We start from the raw sequence: 23071 nt of genomic DNA on the forward strand, positions 1-23071 counted from the left end.
ATGAAATAGGGGCCGCCGCGGCGGGCCCAAAGCGACGGACCGGCCCCGCCAGCCGACCAAGGGCCGAAAGCGGCGACAAAGCCTGTTTGATCGCGCTGTAAGCGAACTTGATAGCCCCAGCGCGCCCGGCTGTATAGCAGCCTTACAGCGGGCATGGATGAAGGAAGATAAACCGCCGCAGGATCAATGACTTGGACGCGCAGGAGTGGTGGCACGGCGTTTGCGTCTGGAAGGGGGAGCAAGCTGGTTTCCTTCAACGTCGCACATAACAACCGAGGCATGCATGACATCCACGTCATATGAATTATTAAGAAAAAAGGGATACGCGCTGGCGGGCGAACTCGGTGACCTGCGCCGGCGTGCCTGTGTCTACCACCACCTGTACGCCGACTCGGGAAAAAGGAGTGTCTTTCCCCTGATCGCCGCGCATGGCGCCCTGTGGGCGTGCGGCTACTTCAAGAAAGGTATGTTGGGCGGCAGGGTGATTTCTTTGCGCTATCTATTGAGCCCCGGCGCGCGCCGCGCGAAACTGCAGGCGATCGCAGATTTTGCCGACAAATTCAGGGATATCAACCGGCGCGTGTGCGCGGAGGCCTATGCCATCTATCACTACACCAAACTCCATGGCGGCGACGGCTATATCCGCGGTGTGATCGGTGATGCGTTTGCCGACATCCTGTGCGCATGCCATGAGTCGAATCAACGCGATTCGCACTTTTCAAGGGAACAGCGCAAAACGTTGTTCATGGCATTCCTTTGCTGGGAGCAGGAACACATAGTCGCACCGGCGGTGGCGCGGGCATTCGACGCTTTCGATAACGGGCTCATCAAGTATCTGGCACGACGGCCGACAATCGCCTTTGCCTACTTTGGGAGCGATTTCCGTCTCCGGTTCAAGGATTTCTCGTCGCATGACGAGCGCATCGAACGTGGATTGCAAGCCTACCGCCGCGCGGAGGATGTCGGGTTCGTGCGCGTGGAGCGGGCGCTTGGCCACTACAAACTGATGCCGGCCGATTTTCATCTAGACCCCGATTCATCTTTTCAAGCGATCGCACTCGCGCACGCATGAACGCCGCGCGGTAAAGACCATCGGGCAAGAAAAGGATTTCGCCGCGCCGATTTTGCTGTAATATTTGAAACGTTGAGAGAAGCAACACTATTGGCAAAAAAACCGATCCGATAAAGGAAAGATCAGGCATGAAAATTCGTCCACCGGCAGTGTTTGGCTATTCCCTTGCGGCGGCAACGGCAGTTTTATCGACCGCCGCAATGGCGCAGGCGGCAACTGGCGGCGAAACAACGGCCAGGGCCAAGCCGGCCGCCATGTCCGACCAGATCGAGGTGGTCACGGTGACCGCGCAAAAGCGCAGGGAGGATCCGAACAAGGTGGCCATGAGCATTTCCGCGGTCAGCGGCGAGCAACTGCAAAACCAGCACGTGAACGACATCACCGACCTGACGCGCATCGTGCCCAATATTTCATTCACCGCCGCCAGCGGCAACGGCGGCGCCGGTCCCGGCACCTCCAACATCGAAATCCGCGGCATCAGTTCGGCGGCCGGCGCGGCCACCGTCGGCATCTATCTGGGCGAGGTCTCTATCACGGTGGGCAACGTCTACACGATGGGCTCGGTCGAGCCGAAGTTCTTCGACATCGACCGCGTCGAGGTCCTGCGCGGCCCGCAGGCGACCTTGTACGGCGCCAGCTCGATGGGCGGCACCATCAAATTCGTGCCCAACGAACCGGACTTGAAGGCGCGCGAGTTCAACGTCTACAGCGAGGCCTCGGGCACCAGGGGCGGCAGTCCGGGCTATGCGGGCAGCGTGGTGGGCAACATTCCTCTGATACAGAACGAACTGGCGCTGCGCATCGGCGCGCAGGCCCAGCACACGGGCGGCTTCATCAAGCAGGTCGATGGCGGCGGCAATGTGCTGGCCAAGGATATCAACCAGGTCGCCGACCAGGAACTGCGCGTGGCGCTCAAGTGGAAGCCGACGCCGGCGCTGACCATCACGCCGTCGCTGTACTACCAAAAGGTGGACGCCAAGGATATCTCGGCATTCAACACCGACCTGCCGAACTACCAGGCGCTGAAACAGGTGCGCGAGCCGTCCAAAGACATCTTGCTCACGCCCAACGTGACCCTCAATTGGGATCTGGGCAAGGCCGACCTGACCTCGAGCTCGAGCTTTTTCGAGCGCAAGTTCGACCGCACCCAGAACGGTTCGGCGTACAACAGCTATTCGCTGTCGACCTTTCTGACCTCGACCGAGGACGGCGTCACGGCGCCGCCGGCGCTGATCGACGCCATCGCCGCGCTGCCGTCTGCGGTCTATCTGAACAACAAGGTGCGCCAGGTGTCGCAGGAATTCCGGCTCGCCTCCAAGCCCTACGATGCGGCGTTGTCGCCGTGGACCTGGATCGGCGGGGTGTACTTTTCCAAGCAGCACACCAACATCGCCGAGAACGATCCGATCTTCGGTGTCAACGCGACGTTCGCGCAATTCGGTTTCAGCAGCGAGGACCCGAACATCCTCCCGGACTCGTTCCCGGGCGCCTTCCCCAACGATAACTCGTTCTCGGGGGCCTTCCATTACAGCGAGAGGCAAGCCTCGGTCTTTGGCGAGGCCAACTACCACTTCACACCAAAGCTGCACGGGACGGTTGGCGCGCGCTACCTCAAGGGCAAGTCCACGCTCGACCAAAGGAACGGCCTGTACCTGGCCGGCGCCGGCAACAACAGCAGCACCACGCTGTCGTCGACGGCGTTCACGCCGAAGTTCGCGCTGACCTGGGAGGTCGATCCCGCCAACACGCTGTACGCGAGCGTGGCCAAGGGCTTCCGCCTCGGCGGCTCCAATGTGTTCGTGCCGCCGACCACCTGCGGCCCCGACCTTCAGCAAAACGGCATCGACAAGGGGCCGGCCACCTACGCCCCGGACAGCCTGTGGAGCTATGAGGCGGGCGGCAAGTCGCGCCTGCTGGGCAATCGCCTGTCGGTCAACGCCAGCGTCTTCTACGTCAAGTGGAGCAACATCCAGCAGGGCGTGTACCTGCCGACCTGCGCCTACACCTACAACGCCAACGCGGGCGACGCCGTCAGCAAGGGCCTCGAGTTCGAGATCAGGGCCAAGCCGATGGCGGGCCTGACGCTGAGCGCATCGGGCGGTTATGTGAAGGCCGAACTGTCGAACGACAAAGGCCTGCAAAACGGTATCGTCGGCGCGGTCAAAGGGGCGCGGATCCAGGGCGTCCCCGAATACAACGCGGCCGTCAACGCGCGCTACAACTTCGCTCTCGGCAACCAGTTCGCCTTTGTGATGGGCGGCATGCAGTGGGTCGGTTCAAGCAAGGGCTCGCTCAACCCGGACCAGACCGACTACGAACGGCCCGCCTACCACACGGCCGACCTGAGCGCCGGCGTCTCGCTCGGGCGTTACGACCTGAGCGTGTTCGTCAAGAACGCGCTCGACAACGACACCGTGATCCAGCATCCGCAGGTGGCGTCGATCGTGCAGGGCTACCGGGTGGCGCCGCGCAGCATCGGCATGAGCGTCGCCGCCAAGTTCTAGGCGGCCGCGCTTTCTCGCCTGGGGCTGCCACGGCAGCCCCTTTTTGCTTTTTGCAGGCGACGGGAATGGCGGCGCGAATCGCGCCTGCAGGAACTTCCGGGGGCGAGCGGTCAAGGACCCCAAAGACTGGACCACCGGCGACGAACCCATGACGGGCGCGCAAAAATCCTACCTCAAGACCTTGTCCGAGGAGGCCAAAGAAGAAGTGGACGAGAACCTGACCAAGGCCCAGGCCTCCGAGCGGATCGAAGAACTGCAGAAAAAAACGGGCCGCGGGCAAGACCATTAGTCCCGAGCGGACTGCCGTCAATTGCATCGCCGTCTCGCTCGAAACGGTCAAGGGGATCTATCTGCCCTACAAAACCGCGTTCGTCTGGTTCGAACTCGCCTCGACGTGCATCTTTATGTTCGAATACCTTTGCCGGCTGTGGGTGGCGATGGAACAGAAGCAGTTTTCGCGGCCGGTCGTCGGCCGCCTTCGCTTCGCGCTGCAACCGCTGCTGCTACTCGATCTGCTGGTCCTGATGACTTTTTTCGCGCCGATCGATTTGCGCTTCTTGCGGATATTCCGGATCACCAGGCTGCTGCGCGTGTTGCATCTGGAATTGTTCGAGCGCTCCATGCGGGGAATCCTCCACTCCATCATGCTGCGGGCCCATTTGCTTGGCGTCGCGGCGGCGGTCATGCCGACGGCGGTCTACTGCACCGCGGCCTTGATTTACATGGTCGAGAACCCCGCGCAGCCGGAGAGATTCAGTAGCATCCCCGAGACGCTTTGGTGGGCCGTCGTGACGCTCACCACCATCGGCTATGGCGACATCTATCCCATCACGCCACTGGGGAAGATCCTGACGAGCGTGATTACCTTGTTTGGGGTCGGCGTATTCGCCTTGCCGGCGGCGATACTCACCGCGGCGGTCCTCGACGTGGGCAAGCGCGAATCGCATGAGTGCCCGCACTGCAAAAAGCAATTCACCAAGTAGCAGATCGATCGCATAGTTGACAGCCAACACGGACATCAGCCGGCAGGCCGTTACCAAGCATTTAAAGGTGCTGGCCGAAGCGGGCGTGGTGCTCGACGCCAAGCTCGGACGCGAGCGGCACTGGCAGTTCGACCCCGGCCAGATCGAGCAAGCCAGGCACACGCTCGATGTCATCGGCCGGGAGGGGGAGGTCGCGTTGGGACGGCTCAGGGCGTTTGCCGAGTTGCCACTCTGACGGCCTCGGTCATCCCGTCATTTGCTCGTTGGCGCGATTGCAGACGCCTGCGTAATGACCTGGAAGAATTTGAGCTCGGGCTGCGCGGCGCACGTGGCGATCGTGTTTGCAACGCGGCCCTTGATGCTTTTTGCGAACGCAATTTTGTCGTCGGATGGCTTTAACGAGAAAAACATGACGCCCGTCGCCAGGTCAAACAGGCCGAGCTCGCCGGGTCCGCGTTCCGGGAACGCGGTCGTAAAGTAAGCCAGGTCCGTGTTCAGGTCCTCACAGGTTTTTTTATGGAGTTCCGAAAACGTGTCCTTGCGAAACTCGACAGGGACAAGGATCGCCGGCGACGCTCCAGACGCGTTTTCCTTCAATTTGTATTTGAGCTGTTTTACGATTGAGACGGCAATCTCGTCGAGCTTTTCGGACCGGGATGTCTCTTTGACGCTCACGTGCTCCGTTGTTCCATCGGGTGTGAGCCGCGCGGCAACCGTTGTCGTTCCCTGAACGCCCGCTTTGACAAGTTCGGGCGGGTACATCGCGTGCGTGGGGTACAGCACCACTTCTTCAACGAGCGATGGCGCCGCCTCGCTGGCCGGTGGCGTTGCCGGTGGCGTTGGCGAAGCTGATTGCGCGGACGCGGCAGCGGCAATGGCAAGGCTAGCAATGGCCAGCACAAATATTTTCATTTGATGATTTACTCGCGAATGGTTGGGGAGCCGGCATGGCTGGACTTATTTTACCTACGTGGCGTCGCTCACGGCTGTGAATATACCGGGCCCGCCCGCGGAATCAGGCCTCGGCGCGGATCGACCCGATGATGTCGTACGCCAGTGCGCGCGCGGCCGGCGAATCGAAGTAGGCGGAGATTTCCAAATATCCCCGCGCCGAAATCGCGTAGGCGGCGACCGAATGGCATTGCGTCGAATCGGCCTCGGGGTCCGCTTCGGCCAATTCATAGGTCAGCAGCGTCAGCGTTGCCCCCCTGTCGATGCGCTCGTCACGGCGTTCGGCGTTCGCGCTTTGCAAGATCAAAGCCAGTTGCTCATCGACGCTGATCTGGCGTTCATTGTTCCAGGCGTTGAGCCAGAACGTCAGCTCCGCCATCCATAGCACCAGGCTTCCGTCTTCGATGCGGCGATTAAATTTTTCGGGCAAGGTAATACGCCAGCCCTTCGTCAACTGGTAGTCGCCGGTGACAACGGGATGGTCAGGATGCAGATCGGTAGGCAAGATTGATATTCCTATTGGGGTGGTGAAGCATAAACGGTGACGGCTATTGGCGCGCCTCTTTGAGGCATGCCCGACAAACGCACTTCGGTCAGCCGCCACTGCGCAAAACCGCTGCGCTCGAGCACCAGGCCGAGTTTCTCGTCGTTGGTCTGGGTCGGTTTTTGCGGGTCCGTGGCATACGCGACGAGCTTGTTCACGCCTTCGCGCTCGTAGGTCCACTCCAATTTGGGCTTGGTCGCCTGTGCCTGGCCGCCGGCCTCGCCGGATGGCTGCGTGCCGGGCGCCGCCGCGCCGGGCGCCGTCAGCCGGCCGTCCTGCATTGCCCGCATGATCGTCTCGGGGCGCACCATGGTATCGACGAATTTGTTCACAATCATCGCGCCGAGCCGGGCGCCAAAGGCGGCCCCCGCCTTCGCCCTCGGGTCGTCCAAATCGCCGGCCGCCGGCAGGCGCTCCTCGAACATGGCCGAGAACTGCGACTTGAGGCTGTCGCGCACCTTGGGGAAGTCGATGCGCTCGTTGAACGCGGCCGCGTCATTCTCGCGCGCCGCCGACTTGAGTTGCCAAAGCGCGAGGAAGGGCGACCAGTACCAATAGGCGGCAACGGCCACCAGCGCGACCACGAGCAGGGATTTCAGCGATTTGGATGTCATGGCGCAAGACAATCAGATGAGGAATAACTTTGGCACTATTGCCATTTCAGTATTCCAGATCATAGCATCGGGGGACGGCGCGCATGGCGCGAACGACTTGAGCGGCCCGCACAAAGGCGTCGCGAACCAGCGTGCTTCGCCAACCAGCATGCCTCGACAGCCGGCGTGCCCGCGCCCCAAAAGCAAAGAGCAGCATTGTCCGCTGCTCTTTGGCATTGCTCCTTGTAGCGGCGCTGTTACGCCGCCATATCGGCCAGCAAGCGGCTGTATTCGCTCTTGGCCACCTTGTAGCATTCTCCGGCGCACATCTCGAGGCCCGCACGGTCGGTCACCGTGATCGTTCCGCGGCGGTATTGGATCAGGCCCTCGTCCTGCAGCTTTCCGGCGGCGGCCGTGATGCTCTCGCGGCGCACGCCGAGCATGATGGCGATCAGTTCCTGGGTGACCTTGAGCTCGTTGGAGTCCGAGCGGTCGATCCGGTCCAGCAACCAGCGGCACAGCTTCTGCTCGATCGAGCTGTGGCGTCCGCCGACCGCGTTTTGGGTCATTTGCGCAAACAGGGCGTTGGTGTAGCGCATCAGCAGTTGCGCCATGGCGCCGCCGCGGGCAAACGTTTCGCGCAGGTAGCTCGCCTTGAGGCGGAACCCGTGGCCGCCGGTTTGCACCACCGCGCTGCAGGTCGCCGTCTGGCCGGCGAAGATCGACACGCCGACCACGCCCTCATGGCCCACCACCGCGATTTCGGTGGTCGCGCCATCTTCCATCACGTACAGCAGCGAGACGATCGACGAGGTCAGGAAATAAACATACTCGAGCTGGCTGCCGTAGGCGAACAGCTCTTTTCCGGAACGCAGTTCGACCAGTTCAAGTTGCGACAGGAGATCGTTCATCTCGCGTTCGGGCAGGGCGGCCAGCAGTTCGTTCTGGCGCGTGCTGAACAGGCTAACAGGAGGACGCGCCGGCGCCATGAGTTGGTCCACGTCCATCGCGCGCAGATGATCCATTTTTGTGTTGCCGGCTGTGCTGCTGAAAGTTGTCGAGTTCATTTCTTGTTCTCTTTATCAAGTTGCGCTGTTTATATCCAGCAGCGAATGTGACCAGAATAATTCTTTGGGCGAATGTTGCACATCGGATGAGTTGCAGCGAACGCGTAGGTTGTAAAGATAAAAACTTGTAGGGCAAGTCCTACTGGAAACTTTTTTGCTTACAATTGACAGGACCGGAGCGTCGCGGCCCTGCTTTGCCGGCGCGTTGCCGGCGCGTTGCTGGCGCGATGTCAGCGCACCCCGCCATGGGCGCGGCGGCACACGCGCACCGTGTGGCGGGTGCCGTCGCGGCACACGACCCGGCGCACCTTCGGGCGCGGCTGGGCCTGTTGACGGTTGAGGTCCTGGGCCGCCGCGCCCGGATTGAGGGGCTTGGCGCTGCCGGGGGCAAAATACACCTGGGCCTGGGACGCTTGGCAGACGCCGAGCAGCAGCGTGATTGCGCAGAGGAGCTTTTTCATGTTGTATCCTTGGTGGGGCTTGCTTGATCAGGGCCCCAAGTTAAGCGCCCGGCGGCGCCGCGTCTGTGTGCTTCCGAACATGGCCCCCTCGGTCGATCGCAAGGACAAGAGGGGCAAGCGCCGCCGGACGGCGGCTTTTCGCCGTACACTGGGCTTTTGCCACGGAAAGCGTCGATGCATCGGCTACTGCGCCCCCTTGCCTCCCTGATCGCCGCCCTGCCGCTGCTGGCCGGCGCCGCCGACAGCGTGTGTTTCGGCACCAGCGGCAAGGGCCGGCTCGAGGGCGGCGTGCGCCTGCCCGCCGGCGGCGCCAACTTCGCCCCGTACAGCACGCTCGGGGTGCGGCTTGGCCGCACCCACGTGCATGCTGCGGTCGCGCGCACCGTGGTCGACGCGTACGCCATGCTGGCCTTGTCGCGCCCCGCCACGACGTACGTGTATGGCGAGACGGGCTGGGCCGGGGGCGGCCGCATCCGGCCGCACCGCACCCATCAGAACGGCTCTGCGGTCGACTTCATGGTGCCCGTGCTCGACCCCGCGGGGCGTTCGGTGCCACTGCCTTCCGGCGCGGGCAACAAGTACGGCTATGCCATCGAATTCGACGCCGCCGGCCGCTACCGCGACCTGCGCATCGATTTCGAGGCCGTCGCCGCGCACCTGGCCGCCTTGCAGGCGGCGGTGCGCAAAAACGGCATCCGCGTCGAGCGCGTCATCATCGAGCCCGCCTACATCGCCCTGCTTGGCATGGGCAAGCCGGGCGCATCGACCAGGCCGCCCATCCCCTTCATGCGTGGCAAGGCGTGGATCAGGCACGACGAGCACTACCACGTCGACTTCGCGCTGCCTTGCCGGCCGCTTCCCTGAGCAAGCTTTCCCGGGCAACAATCTTGCAACCGGGATCGTTGTGACGATGCAACATCTTTTGATCCTTCCAGTTTTGCAACGTGCATTGACGCAGCGCAAAGGTCTATACTTTTTTCAAGCGCTACTCAACCCTGCAGGCCGCCCGCACCCGCGGCGGACCATCCGGCAAGGCTGAACCTGACGGCGCGCACTGTGCGCGTTGCGCAAGAACAGGACAGAAAATGGCCGAGCTTCGTTCCCCAGTCCGAAAAGGTGTCATGGCAGTGCTCGCGTTCGCCGCCGGCCTGTCCGCCCTGCCTGCCACGGCCGCCGCCGAGGGCGCCGAATCGAATTTAAAAGTCTCCGGTTTCCTCTCCATCGTCGGCGGCAAGATCACCAGCGCGAGCATGCCCGGCGACTATTCGGGCCCGACCACGATCGACGGCAACGATTGCCCCTGCTACACGGCGGACTGGGGCAACGCGGGCGTGTACCGCGAGCGCTTCTCGCTGGCGCCCGAATCGCGCGCCGGCATCCAGCTCAAGTACACGTTCAACCAGCAATTCAACGCCGTCGCCCAGGTCGTCACGCGCGGCAGCGATCCGACCCCGAACGTGCAATGGGCGTATGCGAGCTATGCGCCGAGCAAGAGCCTGGAAATCCAGGTCGGGCGCAAGCGCATTCCGCTGTACTACTATTCCGACTTCCAGGACATCGGCGTGGCCTATCCCTGGCTGGCGGCGCCGCCCGAGCTGTACGGCTGGGAGGCGACCAATTACAACGGCGTGAGCATGCGCTACACGCGTGCCGTCGGCGAAGGCAACCTCAGCCTGGGCCTGTTCGCGGGCAAGGAGACGGTCAAGGACGCCTTGTACCAGCGCCTCTACTACGATGGCAAGACCAAGGTCGTCTGGAGCAATCTGGTCGGCGGCGACGCCGAACTGACGCGCGGCCCGATGACCCTGCGCGCCATCTACATGCAGACCGACGTGCGCAGCACCAACCCCGGCATCGGCCTCGACGATTCGGCCGCGCTCACGGCCTACGGCCTGGCCGCCAACTTCGATTTCGAGAACTGGTTCGTGCTCAGCGAGGTCACCCGCCTGCAGCGCGACTTCGCCATCGACTACCGGGTCAGCGCGCCCGCGTTCACCCTCGGCGCCGGATACCGGTTTGGCAGCTGGACCCCGTTCCTCAATTTCGCGCGCTACAAGGAAATCTCGAGCGACCACAGCATCTACATGCCGCAGTCGTACGACCGGGCCTCGCTGACGCTGCGTTACGACATCGATTCGCGCAGCGCGGTCAAAGGCCAGCTCGACCGCCACAAGGATGTCTCGCACAATTTCGGTGGCAACGTCACGATGGTCCGCCTGTCGTACGATCGCCTGTTTTAATCGCGGATGGCGCGCGGGGTCGGCGCGGTGCACGGCACGAATTAGGAGAACATGATGAAAAAGCTTGCGCTCGTTTTGTGGCTGATTGCCGGGACGCTATGCGCGCTGCCGGCCAGCGCGCAGATCGTCGTCGTCACGAACACCGCGAACCAGGCGTCGCGCATGTTCTCCGAACAGGCCGCGCAGTTTTTCCTTGGAAAATCCAACCAGTTCACCCCGATCGACCAGGCCAAGGAGTCGCCGATCCGGCGCGATTTTTACAAGAAGATCGCGGGCAAGTCGCTCGCCCAGGTCGAAGGCGGCTGGGCCAAGATCGAGTTCTCCGGCAAGGGGTCGGCGCCCAAGGCCTACGCCAGCGACGCCGCCGTCAAGAAGGCGGTCGCGGCCGATCCGAGCTCCATCGCCTATATCGACAAAAGCTCGGTCGACGACACCGTCAAGGTGCTGCTGACGCTGCCCTGAGTCTTTCCTTCGCCCCGCTGCGCGGGCCCGCCTCGGGGGGCGCACGGCAGCGCCGCGCGCGCGGCGAAAAACCCGCCAACGGCGCTTAAATGGTATGCTAAGGCATCAATTACGTCCGCCCCTCCCGGGGGCCGACCCAACCGGACCATTCCCCATCTTGCCGCTGCGTCCTCAGCGCAAGGCGTGGCATAGCCCGAGCCGCCGATGCAAACGGAGCGCAATGAGACTCGACCTATTTATCAACGCGCACATGGCCGAAATTCTGGCCGAGTGGGAATCGTTCGCCGAGACGCTCGGACCGGCCGCCGGCGCCATGACGCCGATGGCCCTGCGCGACCACGCGCGCGAAATCCTCGAGGCCGTCGCGCTCGACATCAAGACGCACCAGACGCGCCAGGAGCAGCACGAGAAATCGCAGGGGCTGGCGCAGGAGGATGTCGAGGAAAAACCGAGCGCGGCGGCCATCCACGGCGCGCTGCGGCAGGCCAGCAATTTTTCGCTGACCCAGCTCAGTTCCGAGTTCCGCGCGCTGCGCGCCTCGGTGCTGCGCCTGTGGCTGCCCACCCTGACCGAGATGTCCGAGGCCAGCAGCTACGAGATGGTGCGCTTCAACGAGGCGATCGACCAGGCGCTGGCCGAGTCGATCGTGACCTATTCGAAGCGCGCGGACCAGACGCGCGAACTGTTCCTGGCCATCCTCGGGCACGACCTGCGTGCGCCGCTGGCGACCATGGCGCTGGCTGGCGACCTGCTCGCGCGCGACATCACCGATCCGGAGGTGCTCGCGCAGGTCGGCGCGCGGGTGCGCCGCAGCGCCCGCCTGATGGGCAGCATGGTCGACGACCTGCTCGGCTACACGCGCACCCAGCTTGGCAGCGGCATGCCGATCGCGCTGCAGCTGACCAATGTCAAGCTCGTCTGCGAGGCCACCATCGAGGACGCGAGCGCGACCCACCCCGACACCCGATTCGTGCTCAGCGCCGAGGGCGACGTGACGGCCGAATTCGACCCGGTGCGGCTGCACCAGTTGTTCGTGAACCTGCTCGTCAACGCGGCCCAGTACGGCACCAAGGGCGAGCCCGTGACGATGGCGGTGTCGCCCGAGGCCGGTTGCGTGCTCATCGAGGTAAACAACAAGGGCGACGTCATCCCGGCCGAGTCGCTGCTGACGATCTTCCGTCCGCTGGTGCAACTTGCGGCGAGCGAGGTGGGCGGCGACGCGCGCCCGAGCACGAGCCTCGGACTGGGGCTGTACGTGGCCCAGGAGATCGCGATGGCGCACGGCGGCACGATCGACGTGACCTCGACCCCGGGCAGCGGCACCACGTTCACGGTGCGCCTGCCGAAACCGCCGGCCAGCCTCGCCACCGGCATCGGGCAGGAACAAACGCTTCCCTTGGCAAGCTGAATGTCAGACTTGGGCAGCGTATCGGGGTGGTGGCGCCAGATCCACTCCGCGATCGCCCCGGCGGATTCCCCGGACCTGCTTTTCAAAGAAGCTTGTGACCGAGGCCAGGCTTAGTTGCATGTAGACCTGTTGCGAAACGGGAATCTGGGCCTTGATGGCGCGGTGATGGCGTTCCGTGGCTTTTCTTTTTTTCTTCCGATTTGGCCGGTTATTGGCCCGGCATCGCCCGAAACGGGCACGCACCCACGCGATAATTGCGCGACTTTGCGTGACAACTGCGCGAAGCGGTCCGACAAAAGCACGAATCAACCCGGTGCTGGTACGATTTTTTTACGACAACGCCAGCGAGCGCTTAGTTGGCGCTCAGTTGGCGCTCAGTTGGCGCCTGGTCGGACACGCAAACGGCGTATCGTTCAATTTCGTGCCTCGTGCGGGCGAGATCGGATGGCGCGCGGGCGGTTTCGTGCGACCATCACCAGAATTCGCGGCGTTATCGGGCAATGCCGGCTTGAATCGGTTGAAATCGGGCCTTTTTGGGAGGCGCCGCATTCCGGCGGGGGCAAACCGTGCGGGGCCTACGGTGCGGGGCAGGTGGATTGCCGGATGGCTTAGAATCTCACGGCAAGATTTCCGAGAATTTCGTTTTGCGACGGCCCCGGAGGCTGAGAGTTTTTCGGACGTGCCCGGGCGGCGCGCCCGGCAGATGCGGGGCAGGCATGCCGCAGTTCTCCGATTTAAATACTAACCGGGCTGGTCCTGCGCGCGCGCCAGGACGATGTCGAAGCGGGTCTCGCCGTTGCTGTCGGCGGCGAGTCGATAGCCAAAGCCATGCCGCGTGAGCACCTCGCGCACGAACAGCAGGCCGATGCCCTGCCCGCCCTTTTTGGTCGTGAAGAACGGGGTGAACAATTGGTGCGCCGTCAACTGGCCCAGCAGGTCGCCCGAGTCCGCCACCGACAGCGTGATGGCGCCCGCCTCGTGTGCCAGCGACAGGTGCACGTGCCCGCCCCCGCTGCCCGACGCGTCCTGGCGCGCCTGCACCGCCTCGACCGCGTTCTTGACGATGTTGAGCAGCGCCTGCTCCATCAATTGCCGGTCCAGCGGCAGCGCCGCCACCGCGTCGCAGCGGGTCCAGCAAATCTCGATGCCGCGGCCCTTGCATTGCTCGCGGTTGAGCCAGAGGATGTCGTCGACCATCTCCTTGACCGAGGTCGGGCGCAACTCGGGCTCGGGCATCTTGACCACGCGCGTGAAGCGCTCGATGAATTCGCCCAAGCTCACGTTGCGCCGCTGCACCGCCACGATCGCGGTGCAAAAGTCTGCGCTGTCGCGCTCGGCCAGCTGGGCCCGGTAGTACAGCAGCGATTCGAGCACCGAGCCGGTCGCCGCGACCGTGTTGTTGACCTCGTGCGCCAGCACCCGGATCAGTTTTTCGTAGGCGCCGCGCTCGGAGTTTTCGAGCTCGGCCGTGAGCTCCTCGAGCAGCAGGAAGTGGCGCGCGAAGCCGCGGTCGATGAACTGGCCGCGCTGGCCGCGGTAGCGGCGCCCGTCCGGGTCGGTCAGCATGGCTTTTTCGCCCGGCGCCAGCGCGGCCAGTTGCTCCAGCAGGCTCAGGCAGCGGGCCCGTTCGCCGGCGCCGGGCGCGCCGCGCAGTTGTCCGGCGCCGCCGAGCCAATGGTCGAGCGGCCGGCCCTTGGCCTGCGCCGGATCGAGCCCCAGCAGCGCCTGCGCGCTCGCGTTGACCAGGCTGATGCGCTGGTCGAAGTCGAACACCAGCACCGCGCTCGGGGTCGCCTCGAGCAGGCGGTCGAGGAAGCCCTGCTGCTCGCCGAGCGCGAGCCGCTCCTGGTACAGCGCGTCGAGCATCTTGTTGAACATGCGCACCAGCGCGTCGATCTCGGTGGCGCCGCCGCCCTTCATGCGCGCGCCGTATTCCTGGTCCAGCAGCAGGTCCTGGAAGCGGCGCGTGGTGTCGAACGGTTCGAGCGCGCGCTCGACCAGGTGGAAGCCGCCGGCCAGCGTCACCAGCAGCAGCAACTCGAGCCCGATGAACAGGCCCAGCTGGGTGCGGTAGAGTCCGATCGTGAGCGCGAAGCACACCAGGTGCAGGCCCAGCACATAGGCCTGCAGGCGGCGCCGCAAGCTCACCGCGCGTCCCCGTCGGCGCCGTCGGCGCCGCCGTCCTGCGCGCCGCCTAGGCCGTGCCGCTCAAGCCGCCGGTACAGCGCCGTGCGGCTCAGGCCGAGCGTCTTGGCCACGCGCGAGATGTTGCCCTGGTGCTGGGCCATGGCCTGGCCGATCATGTGGCGCTCGACCTGCTCGAGCGTCATGCCGTCGACCCCGAGGCCCTGCCCCTGGCCGTCGGCGCCTTGCTCGGCGTGCATGAAGTCAAGGTGGGTGAGCTCGCGCTTGTCGACCAGCAGCAGGGTGCGCTCGAGCGTCTGCCTGAGCTGGCGGATGTTGCCCGGCCACGGCTGCGCGCTCAGCCAGTCGAGCGCCTGCGCGCTCAGGCCGACCTCGCCCAGCCCGTAGCCGGCCGCGACCGTGGAAACGATGTGCCGGGCCAGCAGCGCGATGTCGCTGCGCCGCTCGCGCAATGGCGGCAGCCGGATCGTGATCAGGTTCAGGCGGTAGAACAGGTCCTCGCGGAACTCGCCCGAGGCGACCAGCTCGGCGAGCTCCTGGTTGGTGGCCGAGACCACCCGGATGTCGGCCTGCTCGGCCCGGCTGGCGCCGACCGGCAGGTAGCTCTGGTCCTGCAGCACGCGCAGCAGCTTGACCTGGTCGGCGCGGTTCAGTTCGCCGATCTCATCCATGAACAGGGTGCTGCCGTTGGCGCTGGCGACATAGCCCTTGCGGTCGGCCCTGGCGTCGGTGAAGGCGCCGCGCACATGGCCGAACATTTCGCTCTCGAACAGCGAGGGCGTGATCGCGCCCATGTTGATCTTGACCGGGGCCAGCGCCGCGCGCGGGCTGTTGCGGTGGATCGCGTCGGCCACGAGTTCCTTGCCGGTGCCGCTTTCGCCCAATATCAGCACCGGGGCCTTGGTGCGCGCCACCTGGCCGAGCGTGGCGAGCACGCGCAGCAACGCCGGGTGCTCGCCGACGATGCCGCCAAAGTCGAACTGGGCGTCGAGCGCGGCGCGCGTGAGCCGGGGCGTGCCGGGCGCCCCGCCCAGCTCGAGCGTGGCCTTGATGAGCTCGACGAGCTGGGCGTTGTTCCACGGCTTGGTGAAGAAATTGGCCGCGCCCGCCTTGACCCCCTTGACCGCCAGCGCGATCGAGCCCCAGGCGGTCATCAGCAGCACCGGCAGCAGCGGGTGGCGCTGCTTGATCCGGGCCAGCAGGGCCAAGCCCTCCTCGCCGCTGGTCTGCATCGAGAAATTCATGTCCTGCAAGACCAGGTCGACCGGCTGCGCCGCGAGCAGGGCCAGCGCCTGCTGCGGGTCGTCGCAGCACAGCGCCTCGAAGCCCGACTGTTTGAGCAGCAGGGCCACCGAGACCTGGACCGCGGCGTCGTCGTCGACGATGAGGATGCGTTGCGTTCTGATGTGGTTCATTGTTTCTTGTCGCTTACTCGTAATGCAGCGCCTCGGTCGGGCTCAGCCGGGCGGCGCGCCAGCCGGGATAGATGGAGCACAGCAAGGATATCAGATAGATCACCGCCATCGACAGCGCCGCCGCCAGCAAGAACACATCCCAGCCGAGGCTGTCTCCGAAGGCGCCCGTGATCGGCAACTGCACCAGCAGCAGCAGCGCGGCGAGCATCGCCACCGAACTGAGCAACAACTGTTCGGCGATGATCTGGCGGTAGATGTGGCCGGCGCTGGCGCCGAGCGCGCGCCGCAGGCCGATCTCGGGGATGCGCTGGGTGGTGTTTTGCCACAGCACGCCGAACAGGCCGAAGGCGACCATCACGAGCATGAATACGGCCACCACCGCCATCGCGATCAAGGGGCCGAGCGCGCTTTTGAGCATGCTCGCGCGCAGCGCGTCCAGCGGCGAGATCTCGTAGCTCCAGTCGTTGCGGATCGACTTGAGCCGTTCGCTAAGCTTGGCCTCGAACGCGCGCCCGGTGCCCGGCTTGACCTTGAGCATGATCGTCCAGACGGAATCCTTGCTCGACAAGGGCGAGAAGCGCATCAGGATGAAGTTGACCGGATTCATCAATTCGCCCTGGTTGCGGTACTCGTCGACCACGCCGACGACCTTGAGCATGCGCTTGTCCCGGGTCTCGGCCTCGCTGTCGGTGAATTGCTTGCCGACTGCGGAGACGCCCGGAAACAGCAGCTCGGCCATGCTGCGGTTGATCACCACCGGGATCCCGGGCGCGCCCTCGTCCTCGGCGGAGAACGCGCGTCCCTCGACGATCTTGATGCCGGACAGGGCGAAGGCGTCGTCGCTGATCTCCGACATGTCGGCCGACACGCGCCTGCCGTTGCCCGGCAGGTTGAATTCGGTGCGCATGGTGCTGCGGGTGAACGGCGAAAAGCCCACGAAGCCGACATTTTCGACTTCGGGCAGCGCCTCGAGGCCGCGCTTGAGCTGGTCGTACACGGCGGCGTCGATTCCGCCGGCGCCGTGCTCGTTATCGGCTTTGATGTCGGCCGTCCACACGTCCCGGTGGTCGAAGCCGATCGGCAATTGATAGAGCTGGTAGTTGCGCACGGCGAAGCAGGTGACGGCGAACACGATCACGAAGGCGAGCAGGATCTCCAGGCTGAGCATCAGGTTCCTGGATTTGCGTTTCCAGATCAGTTTAAGCAGGTGGCGGAACATCAAGCGGCTCCCTTCAGGGCGAATACGGGGTCGAGGCGCGACATCTTCCAGGCGGGGATGACGCCAGAAAGCAGGCCGAACACGATGGTGATGAGCATGCCGTAGCCGAACACGGCCAGGTTGACGTCGATTTTGGTGTAGGGGATCAGGTCCGAGTTGCTAATCCACATCAAGATGCCCTGCGCGCACAGCAGGCCGATCAGGCCGCCGACCACGCACAGCAGGATGTTCTCGATCACGAGCTGCCAGACCAGTTGCGCGCTGGTCGCGCCGAACGCCTTGCGCACGCCGATCTCTGAGCTGCGCTCCATGATGCGGCCCATGTTCAGGTTGACCAGGTTGAGCGCCGGCAGCAGCATGAACACCAGCATCAGGGCGGCGATCAGGGCGAGCAGGCGGCCGGCGCCCGAGTCGGCCTCGTCCTGGCTGCCCATGATTTCGCGCGCAAACAGGTCGAGCTTGCTGTCGGCCCAGAAATTGGCTTCGTTCCATTTGGTCGGATCGTCGAATTGCATGGTCTTGGCGATCAACGCGACCTCGTCGCGGATCTGGGGCACGTCGGCCGCGCTCCCGGCCAGCAGCAGGGCCGTGAAGTCGCCGTTCATCTCGTTCTTGTAGTTGGTCGTAGGGTAGGTCGTCACTGGCACCCACACGTCTGCGTAGGCGTTGACATGCATCTCGTCCTCGACCACGCCAATGACCTCAAAGGTTTGCCCGCCGGCGCTGAACTTCTGCCCCAGCGCCGCGCTGCCCGGAAACAGCTTGGCCGCCGTGGTGGCGTTGAGCACGGCGACGAAGCGGCCGCGCGCGACGTCGTCCTCGCTCGGCACCCGGCCCGACAACACGGTGAAGTCGAGGATCTTCCAGTAGTTGGCGTCGGCGCGCCGCAGTTCGACCGTGGTGACCCGGCCCTGCTGGTAGACCGACACCGTGCGCGCCAGCGTCACGGCCGACACCAGTTCGACCGATTTCATCGGCCGGAAGTATTTGTCGATGACCTTGTAGCCGACCGGCGTGTTCATCCGCCGGTGGCCGCCCTTGCCGGAAGGGCCGCTCAGTTGCACCTGCATCACCTGCAGGAAGCGCGCGCTCTTGCCCTCGACGCCGACCGGATAGAAGGCGTGCTGCAGCATGGCCGTGATGACCAGCAGCACCACCAGCGTGAGCACGATGCACAGCAGGTTGATCGCCGTGAACAGCTTGCGGCGCATGAAGACCTTGTATGCCGTCAATAGATAATTCTTGAACATGCCTGCCTCCTAGGCGACCAGTTGGCCGTCGAACACGCGCACGATGCGCGAGACGCGCTGCGCCTCGCGTTCATCGTGGGTGACCATGACCACGGTCGTGCCTTCGCCGTTGAGCCTGAGCAGGATCTCCATGACCTCGGCGCCCATCTTGCTGTCGAGGTTGCCGGTCGGCTCGTCGGCGAGCAGCACCTGCGGCTGGCCCACGATCGCGCGCGCGATCGCCACGCGCTGCTGCTGGCCGCCCGAGAGCTGGTTCGGATAGTGGTCCATGCGCGCGCCGAGGCCGACTTTTTCGAGCGCCTCGCGCGCCATCTGGCGCCGCTCGCCGGCCGGCAGGGTGCGGTACAGCAGCGGCAGCTCGACGTTGTCGATCACGCGCAAGTCGTTAATCAGGTGAAAGCTCTGGAAGATGAAGCCGAAGGTGCTGTTGCGTAGCTTCGCCACCTCCTTGTCCTTGTATGACTTGAGCGGGATGCCGTCGACCGAGATGGTGCCCGAGCCGGGGCGGTCGAGCAGGCCGATCAGGTTGAGCAGCGTGCTCTTGCCGCAGCCGCTGGGGCCCATCATGCCGACGAACTCGCCTTTTTTGACGTGCAGATTGATTTCTTTCAGCGCCAGTGTCTCCACTTTGTCTGTCTGGTAGGTTTTGCTGACGTTGTCTAATTTGATCATGACTGGTCTCGTTGGTTGGTCTTGGTTTGTGTTTGACGCGTTTGACGTGTTTGATGCGTTTGATGCGTTTGCTGTGTCTGGGTGATGTTCATTTGGTGATGCGCACGCTGTCCTGGTCCTTGTGGCGCGCCATGCCCGAGACGATCAGGCGCTCGCCGGCCTTGGCCCCGGAGACGATCTCGACCGCCTTGCCGTCGCCGTTTCCGATCTCGAGCACGGTCCTGTGGGCGACCCCGTCGCGCAGCACGAACACGTTTTGGCGGCCCTTGCCGTTGAAGGCCGGCCCGTTGTCGCTGACAAGGGTGCCGGACTTTTCCTCGGTGACGATGTTGACGTCGACCCGCATCTTGTTGCGCAGCATCGGATGGCTGGGCTGGTCGAGGTGGACGATCAGTTTGATGCTGCCGTTCTGGATCTCGGGCAGGATCGTGTGCACCTTGCCGGGCAACAAATGGCCGCCCTGCTCGACGCGCACCAGCTGCCCGGGGTTGAGGATGTTGGCGTGGAAGTCCGACACCGAGGCCTCGACCCGGTAGTTGCTCAGCTCGGAGACTTTGGCCACCAACTGGCCCATGGCCACGCTCGCGCCCTCCTCGGCCATGAGCGAGCTGAGCATGCCGGCGAACGGCGCGCGCACCTGCGTCTGGTCGAGCAACTGTTGCTGCTGCGCCATCTGCTTCTGGAGGATGGCCTTTTGCAGGCGCGCGCCCTCGATGCTGCTCGAGGTGGCGCGCCGGTTGTCGTCGATCAGCTCGCGCTGCTGGCGCAGCTCGATCTCGCGCCGCTTCACGTTCAGTTCGGCGGTGAGCATGTCCTCGCCCGACACCGCGCCGCTCTTGCGCAGGGTTTGGTAGCGCTCCCACTTGACGCGCGCGCTTTGCAGGTCGAGCGCGAGCAGTTCGATGTTGCTCACAAGCTGCTTGCGTTTTTGCTCCATCTCGAGCGTCATGCCGAGGATCCGGTTTTCCTGCTGGGCAAGTTGCTCCCTGAAGCTGTCGGCGGCCAGCCGCAGCGCCTGGCTGTCGAGCTCGAGCAGCAGCTCGCCGGCCTTGACCGACTGACCGAGCTTGGCGTGGACCTTGGCCACGCGGGTCTGGATCGGGCTCGTCACCAGTTCCTCGTGCACGGGGATGACGACGCCGGCGGCGCTGACGGTGTTGGCGATGTTGCCGCGTCGTACTTCCGCGACGACGATATCGCTCGCTGCCATGCTCGGGCGCACTGCCCGGTTGACGCCCCACGCCGCCGCCGAGAGCGACGCGAGCAGGCCGACGGCGGCCACGAGCTGGAGGCGGCGGCGCCGGTTGATGGTTTTGTCGCTGATGGGCTGGTCCATGGTTGCTGCGCTTGTTCTGGTTGCACTTGCAGCCATAACAGCAAAGACCGTGCCAGTGGCCAAAACGGGACCTGCGGGGCTAAAGGGGGGGGGGGGCGGTCCGCGCCCGCGGCGCGCATGCCCGCCACCGTTCACCAGTGTCCGGTTCCGGGCACCGGCAACGCCGCGGCGGGCCATGCAAAAATGTATGGAGCGTGCCCGAGCTCAACAAATTTGCATGGCATGGAGGCGGGACGAAAAAAAGGCCAGCTGAGCTGGCCTGTTCCCCGCGCGCGCGGCGCTTGCCGGCTTGGTTGCCCGGCTTAGTTGTCCGCTTGGTTGCGCTCCTAGTTGCTGGCGAACGTCATGCGCGTCGGGCGTGACGGCTTGCCGGCCAGTTGGCTGTTCGTCTTGGCGACCTTGAGCATGGCGACATCGACGCCCATCGAGGGACGCGCGATCTGGGCGCGCTGCTTGGCGGCGAAACGCAGTTCGTTCGCGCTTGGAAAGTAGGTCCGCGACACCACCCGCGCCGGGACCATCGCCAGGGCGTCGACGATTTCGACGCTGGCCTCTGGCAGCGCGACTTCGGCGGCGTAGTCGGTTTCGACGGCGACCGGCTCGCGGGCGACTTCGACGCCGTTGCCGCAGGCGGTGTCGGTCAACGTCACGTTGCCGCCGCTGTCGACGCATTTGATGACATCTTGTCCGGCGAATGTCATCGATGCGACCATCATGCCAGCGAGGAAAATTGTGTGCTTCAAAGCTGTGGTGTTCATGATGTTGCTCCTTGTTTTCAATGAGGCCACTTTGCCCGGTACAGGAACGCTTTTCCGTTCGTTACCACACGCTGAACCCGCTTGTCGAATTATTTTTCTTCGAGTGAATACAAGAGCCAAAGCGCCGCCAGCATGGGCAGATTCTTGCTCAGCGGACCGAAAGGATGGAGCAGGAATTCGGGCAGCCGCCAGGCGATGAAGACCGTATAGAAGCCGACCAGGCCGATCTGCGCGAGCCAAAGCCAGCGCCGCCGGCACAGCAGCAAAATGCCCAGGCCGAGCGCGAGGTCGAGCGCGGCGGCTCCGTGCAACATCAGCGGGCGCAGGTTGTCGGGCACCCCGGCGCGCGCCAGCAGATGCAGGCTGTCGGCCAGCGGAAACAGGCCGAACGAGACGATCGCGGCGGCGATCCAGACCAGTGCGATGCTCAGGCGCAAAGGCGGCAGCAGCCAGTCGAGCTTGGCGCGCGCGCGCTCGGCCCCGGGGTCGGTGATGAACTCGGCCACCGGGCGCGGCATGCGCCCGATCAGGCGCGCCGTCATGAAAGGGTCGGCCGTGTTGCCGCGCTCGAGCATGCGCAGCGCGTCCTGGTCGAACGGCAGACCGGGCACCAGGCGCGCGGCGCGCGCCAGCGTGCGCGCCGCGGCCGACGACAGGCGCAGCACGCGCAGGCGGCCCATGCCGAGCGCCCTGCGCAGCGCGCCCAGGTAGTCGGTGAACGACATCGCCGCCGGACCCACCAGGGCGATGCGCGGGGCGGTCGCGCCCGAGGCGGGCACGGGCGGAGGATGCCGGATCAGGCCGACGACGGCGCCGGCCACGTCGTCGACATGGATCGGCTGCACCAGTTGCCCGGAGCCGCCCAGGCGCAGCGCGAACGGCATGCTCGCGAGCGCCTTGAACAGGCGCGCGCTGGCGCCGTCCTTGCCATAGATTAGGGACGGCTGGACGATGAAGGCGCGCAGCGGCAGGCTGGCCAGGTAGTCGTCGGCCGCGCGCTTGCTCAGGTGGTAGGGCGTGTCGGCGGCGTCGTCGGCGCCGAGCGCCGAGAACTGGATCACCAGGCGCACCTGCGCCTCGACGCACGCGGCGAACAGGGCGCAGGCGGCGTGGGTGTGCAGGGTGTCGAAGCGCTGGCGCCGGGATTGGCGAAAAATGCCGACCGTGTTGATGACGATGTCGATGCCGGCCAGGCGCGCCAGCCAAACCGCTTTGTGTGTATTCTTGGAAAAATCGGCATGGATGGTGCGCAGGCGCCGATCCTCGGCGGACGGTTGGGGGGCAGGGTGCGGATTCGGCAGCAAGGGCGCGCCGGGATCGCGCAGCGCGCACACCAGTTCGTGGCCCTCGGCCAGCAGCGGGCCGAGCAGATGCCGCCCAACAAAACCGCTGGCCCCCGTCAGCAAGATGCGCATGCATGCCTTTCATTCGTCCCCACGGTAGATAGCCGGGGGACGCGATCGGTTCAATCGAAAGCGCGCCGCGCCCCACTGGAAGCAAATGAAAGATTTCATTCCACACAATTGGCGCCTCCCGCTCGAGCGCGGGCTGTACTCGGGCGCCGTTTCGAGCGTGACGTCGGCGCTCGCGCTCGGCGCGCTCGGCCACCGCGGGGCAGGCAGCATGTTCGCGCCGGTCAACGCCATCAGCCACTGGTTCTGGGGCGACGTGGCGGCCCGGCGCGACGGCTGGTCGATCCGCTACACGGTGCTGGGCTACCTGATCCACCATGCAAGCGCGACATTCTGGGCGGTGCTGTTCGAGCGCGCCTGCGGCAGGTGGCTCGACCATGCACGCGCGGCGCCGACGGCGCAGGCGGCGCTGGCGGTGTCGGCGCTGGCCTGCTTCACCGACTTCCAGCTGACCCCGAAGCGCCTGCGCCCGGGCTTCGAGGAGCGCCTCGAGCGGCCCGCGCTGGCGGTGGTCTATGTCGCGTTCGGCTGCGGCCTGGCGCTCGGGGCGATATTGAGCCGGCGCCGCTAGCGCCGCGC

At 64.8% G+C, this 23071-nt stretch carries 23 protein-coding genes; 10 read left to right on the forward strand and 13 right to left on the reverse strand.

What is annotated here, in order from left to right:
* Window positions 1–283: 283 nt before the first annotated feature.
* The 5 genes from C7C56_RS11910 (at window position 284) to C7C56_RS11930 (ending at window position 4794) form a co-directional block, all read left to right on the forward strand.
* Window positions 284–1072, forward strand: coding sequence for a hypothetical protein (locus C7C56_RS11910; protein WP_106757610.1), 789 nt, complete (start codon window positions 284–286; stop codon window positions 1070–1072).
* A gap of 128 nt (window positions 1073–1200) precedes the next feature.
* Window positions 1201–3576 carry a TonB-dependent receptor gene (locus C7C56_RS11915; RefSeq protein ID WP_106757611.1) on the forward strand — a complete coding sequence of 792 codons (2376 nt, stop codon included), beginning with the start codon at window positions 1201–1203 and terminating at the stop codon, window positions 3574–3576.
* Window positions 3577–3619: 43 nt separating this feature from the next.
* Window positions 3620–3865, forward strand: coding sequence for a DUF3072 domain-containing protein (locus C7C56_RS30310; protein WP_267874693.1), 246 nt, complete (start codon window positions 3620–3622; stop codon window positions 3863–3865).
* Window positions 3866–3890: 25 nt separating this feature from the next.
* Window positions 3891–4559, forward strand: a complete 669-nt coding sequence (locus C7C56_RS11925) for a potassium channel family protein (protein WP_267874695.1) — start codon at window positions 3891–3893, stop codon at window positions 4557–4559.
* A 16-nt stretch (window positions 4560–4575) separates the two neighbouring features.
* Window positions 4576–4794, forward strand: coding sequence for an ArsR/SmtB family transcription factor (locus C7C56_RS11930; RefSeq protein WP_229458728.1), 219 nt, complete (start codon window positions 4576–4578; stop codon window positions 4792–4794).
* A 17-nt stretch (window positions 4795–4811) separates the two neighbouring features.
* On the opposite strand, the gene C7C56_RS11935 is transcribed toward C7C56_RS11930, so the two are convergent.
* From C7C56_RS11935 to C7C56_RS11955, 5 genes are all read right to left on the reverse strand, one after another.
* Window positions 4812–5471, reverse strand: a complete 660-nt coding sequence (locus C7C56_RS11935; protein ID WP_106757614.1) for an energy transducer TonB — start codon at window positions 5469–5471, stop codon at window positions 4812–4814.
* A 103-nt stretch (window positions 5472–5574) separates the two neighbouring features.
* Window positions 5575–6015 (reverse strand): hypothetical protein, encoded by a 441-nt coding sequence (locus C7C56_RS11940; RefSeq protein WP_146204445.1) that lies wholly within the window; start codon window positions 6013–6015, stop codon window positions 5575–5577.
* An 11-nt stretch (window positions 6016–6026) separates the two neighbouring features.
* Entirely contained in the window at window positions 6027–6668 is a 642-nt protein-coding gene (locus C7C56_RS11945) for a DUF2939 domain-containing protein (RefSeq protein ID WP_106757616.1), read from the reverse strand.
* A gap of 236 nt (window positions 6669–6904) precedes the next feature.
* Window positions 6905–7672 (reverse strand): Crp/Fnr family transcriptional regulator, encoded by a 768-nt coding sequence (locus tag C7C56_RS11950; RefSeq protein ID WP_229458729.1) that lies wholly within the window; start codon window positions 7670–7672, stop codon window positions 6905–6907.
* A gap of 272 nt (window positions 7673–7944) precedes the next feature.
* A complete protein-coding gene (locus tag C7C56_RS11955; RefSeq protein ID WP_106757618.1) occupies window positions 7945–8175 on the reverse strand; it encodes a hypothetical protein in 231 nt (76 codons plus the stop codon).
* A gap of 174 nt (window positions 8176–8349) precedes the next feature.
* On the opposite strand from C7C56_RS11955, the gene C7C56_RS11960 reads away from it, so the two are divergent.
* The 4 genes from C7C56_RS11960 (at window position 8350) to C7C56_RS11975 (ending at window position 12285) form a co-directional block, all read left to right on the forward strand.
* Window positions 8350–9039, forward strand: a complete 690-nt coding sequence (locus tag C7C56_RS11960) for a penicillin-insensitive murein endopeptidase (protein ID WP_106757619.1) — start codon at window positions 8350–8352, stop codon at window positions 9037–9039.
* Window positions 9040–9296: 257 nt separating this feature from the next.
* Window positions 9297–10415 (forward strand): porin, encoded by a 1119-nt coding sequence (locus C7C56_RS11965; protein WP_106757620.1) that lies wholly within the window; start codon window positions 9297–9299, stop codon window positions 10413–10415.
* Window positions 10416–10466: 51 nt separating this feature from the next.
* On the forward strand, window positions 10467–10877 hold the full coding sequence (locus C7C56_RS11970; RefSeq protein ID WP_370660202.1) for a hypothetical protein: 411 nt from the start codon (window positions 10467–10469) through the stop codon (window positions 10875–10877).
* 220 nt (window positions 10878–11097) lie between these two features.
* Window positions 11098–12285, forward strand: coding sequence for a sensor histidine kinase (locus C7C56_RS11975; protein WP_106757622.1), 1188 nt, complete (start codon window positions 11098–11100; stop codon window positions 12283–12285).
* A 741-nt stretch (window positions 12286–13026) separates the two neighbouring features.
* Here C7C56_RS11975 and C7C56_RS11980 read toward each other — a convergent pair.
* From C7C56_RS11980 to C7C56_RS12015, 8 genes are all read right to left on the reverse strand, one after another.
* Window positions 13027–14433, reverse strand: a complete 1407-nt coding sequence (locus tag C7C56_RS11980; RefSeq protein ID WP_106757623.1) for a sensor histidine kinase — start codon at window positions 14431–14433, stop codon at window positions 13027–13029.
* Window positions 14430–15845, reverse strand: a complete 1416-nt coding sequence (locus tag C7C56_RS11985) for a sigma-54-dependent transcriptional regulator (protein ID WP_106757624.1) — start codon at window positions 15843–15845, stop codon at window positions 14430–14432. The genes C7C56_RS11980 and C7C56_RS11985 overlap by 4 nt, the downstream gene beginning before the upstream one ends.
* Window positions 15846–15858: 13 nt before the next feature.
* Window positions 15859–17064 (reverse strand): ABC transporter permease, encoded by a 1206-nt coding sequence (locus C7C56_RS11990; RefSeq protein ID WP_106757625.1) that lies wholly within the window; start codon window positions 17062–17064, stop codon window positions 15859–15861.
* Entirely contained in the window at window positions 17064–18314 is a 1251-nt protein-coding gene (locus C7C56_RS11995) for an ABC transporter permease (protein ID WP_106757626.1), read from the reverse strand. Before C7C56_RS11995 ends, C7C56_RS11990 begins: the two co-directional genes overlap by 1 nt.
* 9 nt (window positions 18315–18323) lie before the next feature.
* Complete coding sequence (locus tag C7C56_RS12000; protein WP_106757627.1) at window positions 18324–18986, reverse strand: ABC transporter ATP-binding protein; 663 nt, start codon at window positions 18984–18986, stop codon at window positions 18324–18326.
* An 88-nt stretch (window positions 18987–19074) separates the two neighbouring features.
* Window positions 19075–20322 (reverse strand): efflux RND transporter periplasmic adaptor subunit, encoded by a 1248-nt coding sequence (locus tag C7C56_RS12005; protein WP_106757628.1) that lies wholly within the window; start codon window positions 20320–20322, stop codon window positions 19075–19077.
* Between the two features lie 326 nt (window positions 20323–20648).
* On the reverse strand, window positions 20649–21080 hold the full coding sequence (locus C7C56_RS12010) for a DUF4124 domain-containing protein (protein ID WP_106757629.1): 432 nt from the start codon (window positions 21078–21080) through the stop codon (window positions 20649–20651).
* 89 nt (window positions 21081–21169) lie between these two features.
* The gene (locus tag C7C56_RS12015) at window positions 21170–22495 is read right to left on the reverse strand and encodes an SDR family oxidoreductase (protein ID WP_106757630.1); all 1326 of its coding nucleotides are present in this window, start codon (window positions 22493–22495) and stop codon (window positions 21170–21172) included.
* Between the two features lie 85 nt (window positions 22496–22580).
* On the opposite strand from C7C56_RS12015, the gene C7C56_RS12020 reads away from it, so the two are divergent.
* A complete protein-coding gene (locus C7C56_RS12020; RefSeq protein ID WP_106757631.1) occupies window positions 22581–23063 on the forward strand; it encodes a hypothetical protein in 483 nt (160 codons plus the stop codon).
* Window positions 23064–23071: the final 8 nt, after the last annotated feature.

Origin of the sequence: Massilia glaciei (assembly GCF_003011895.2) — a bacterium.
GTDB lineage: Bacteria > Pseudomonadota > Gammaproteobacteria > Burkholderiales > Burkholderiaceae_D > Telluria_A > Telluria_A glaciei.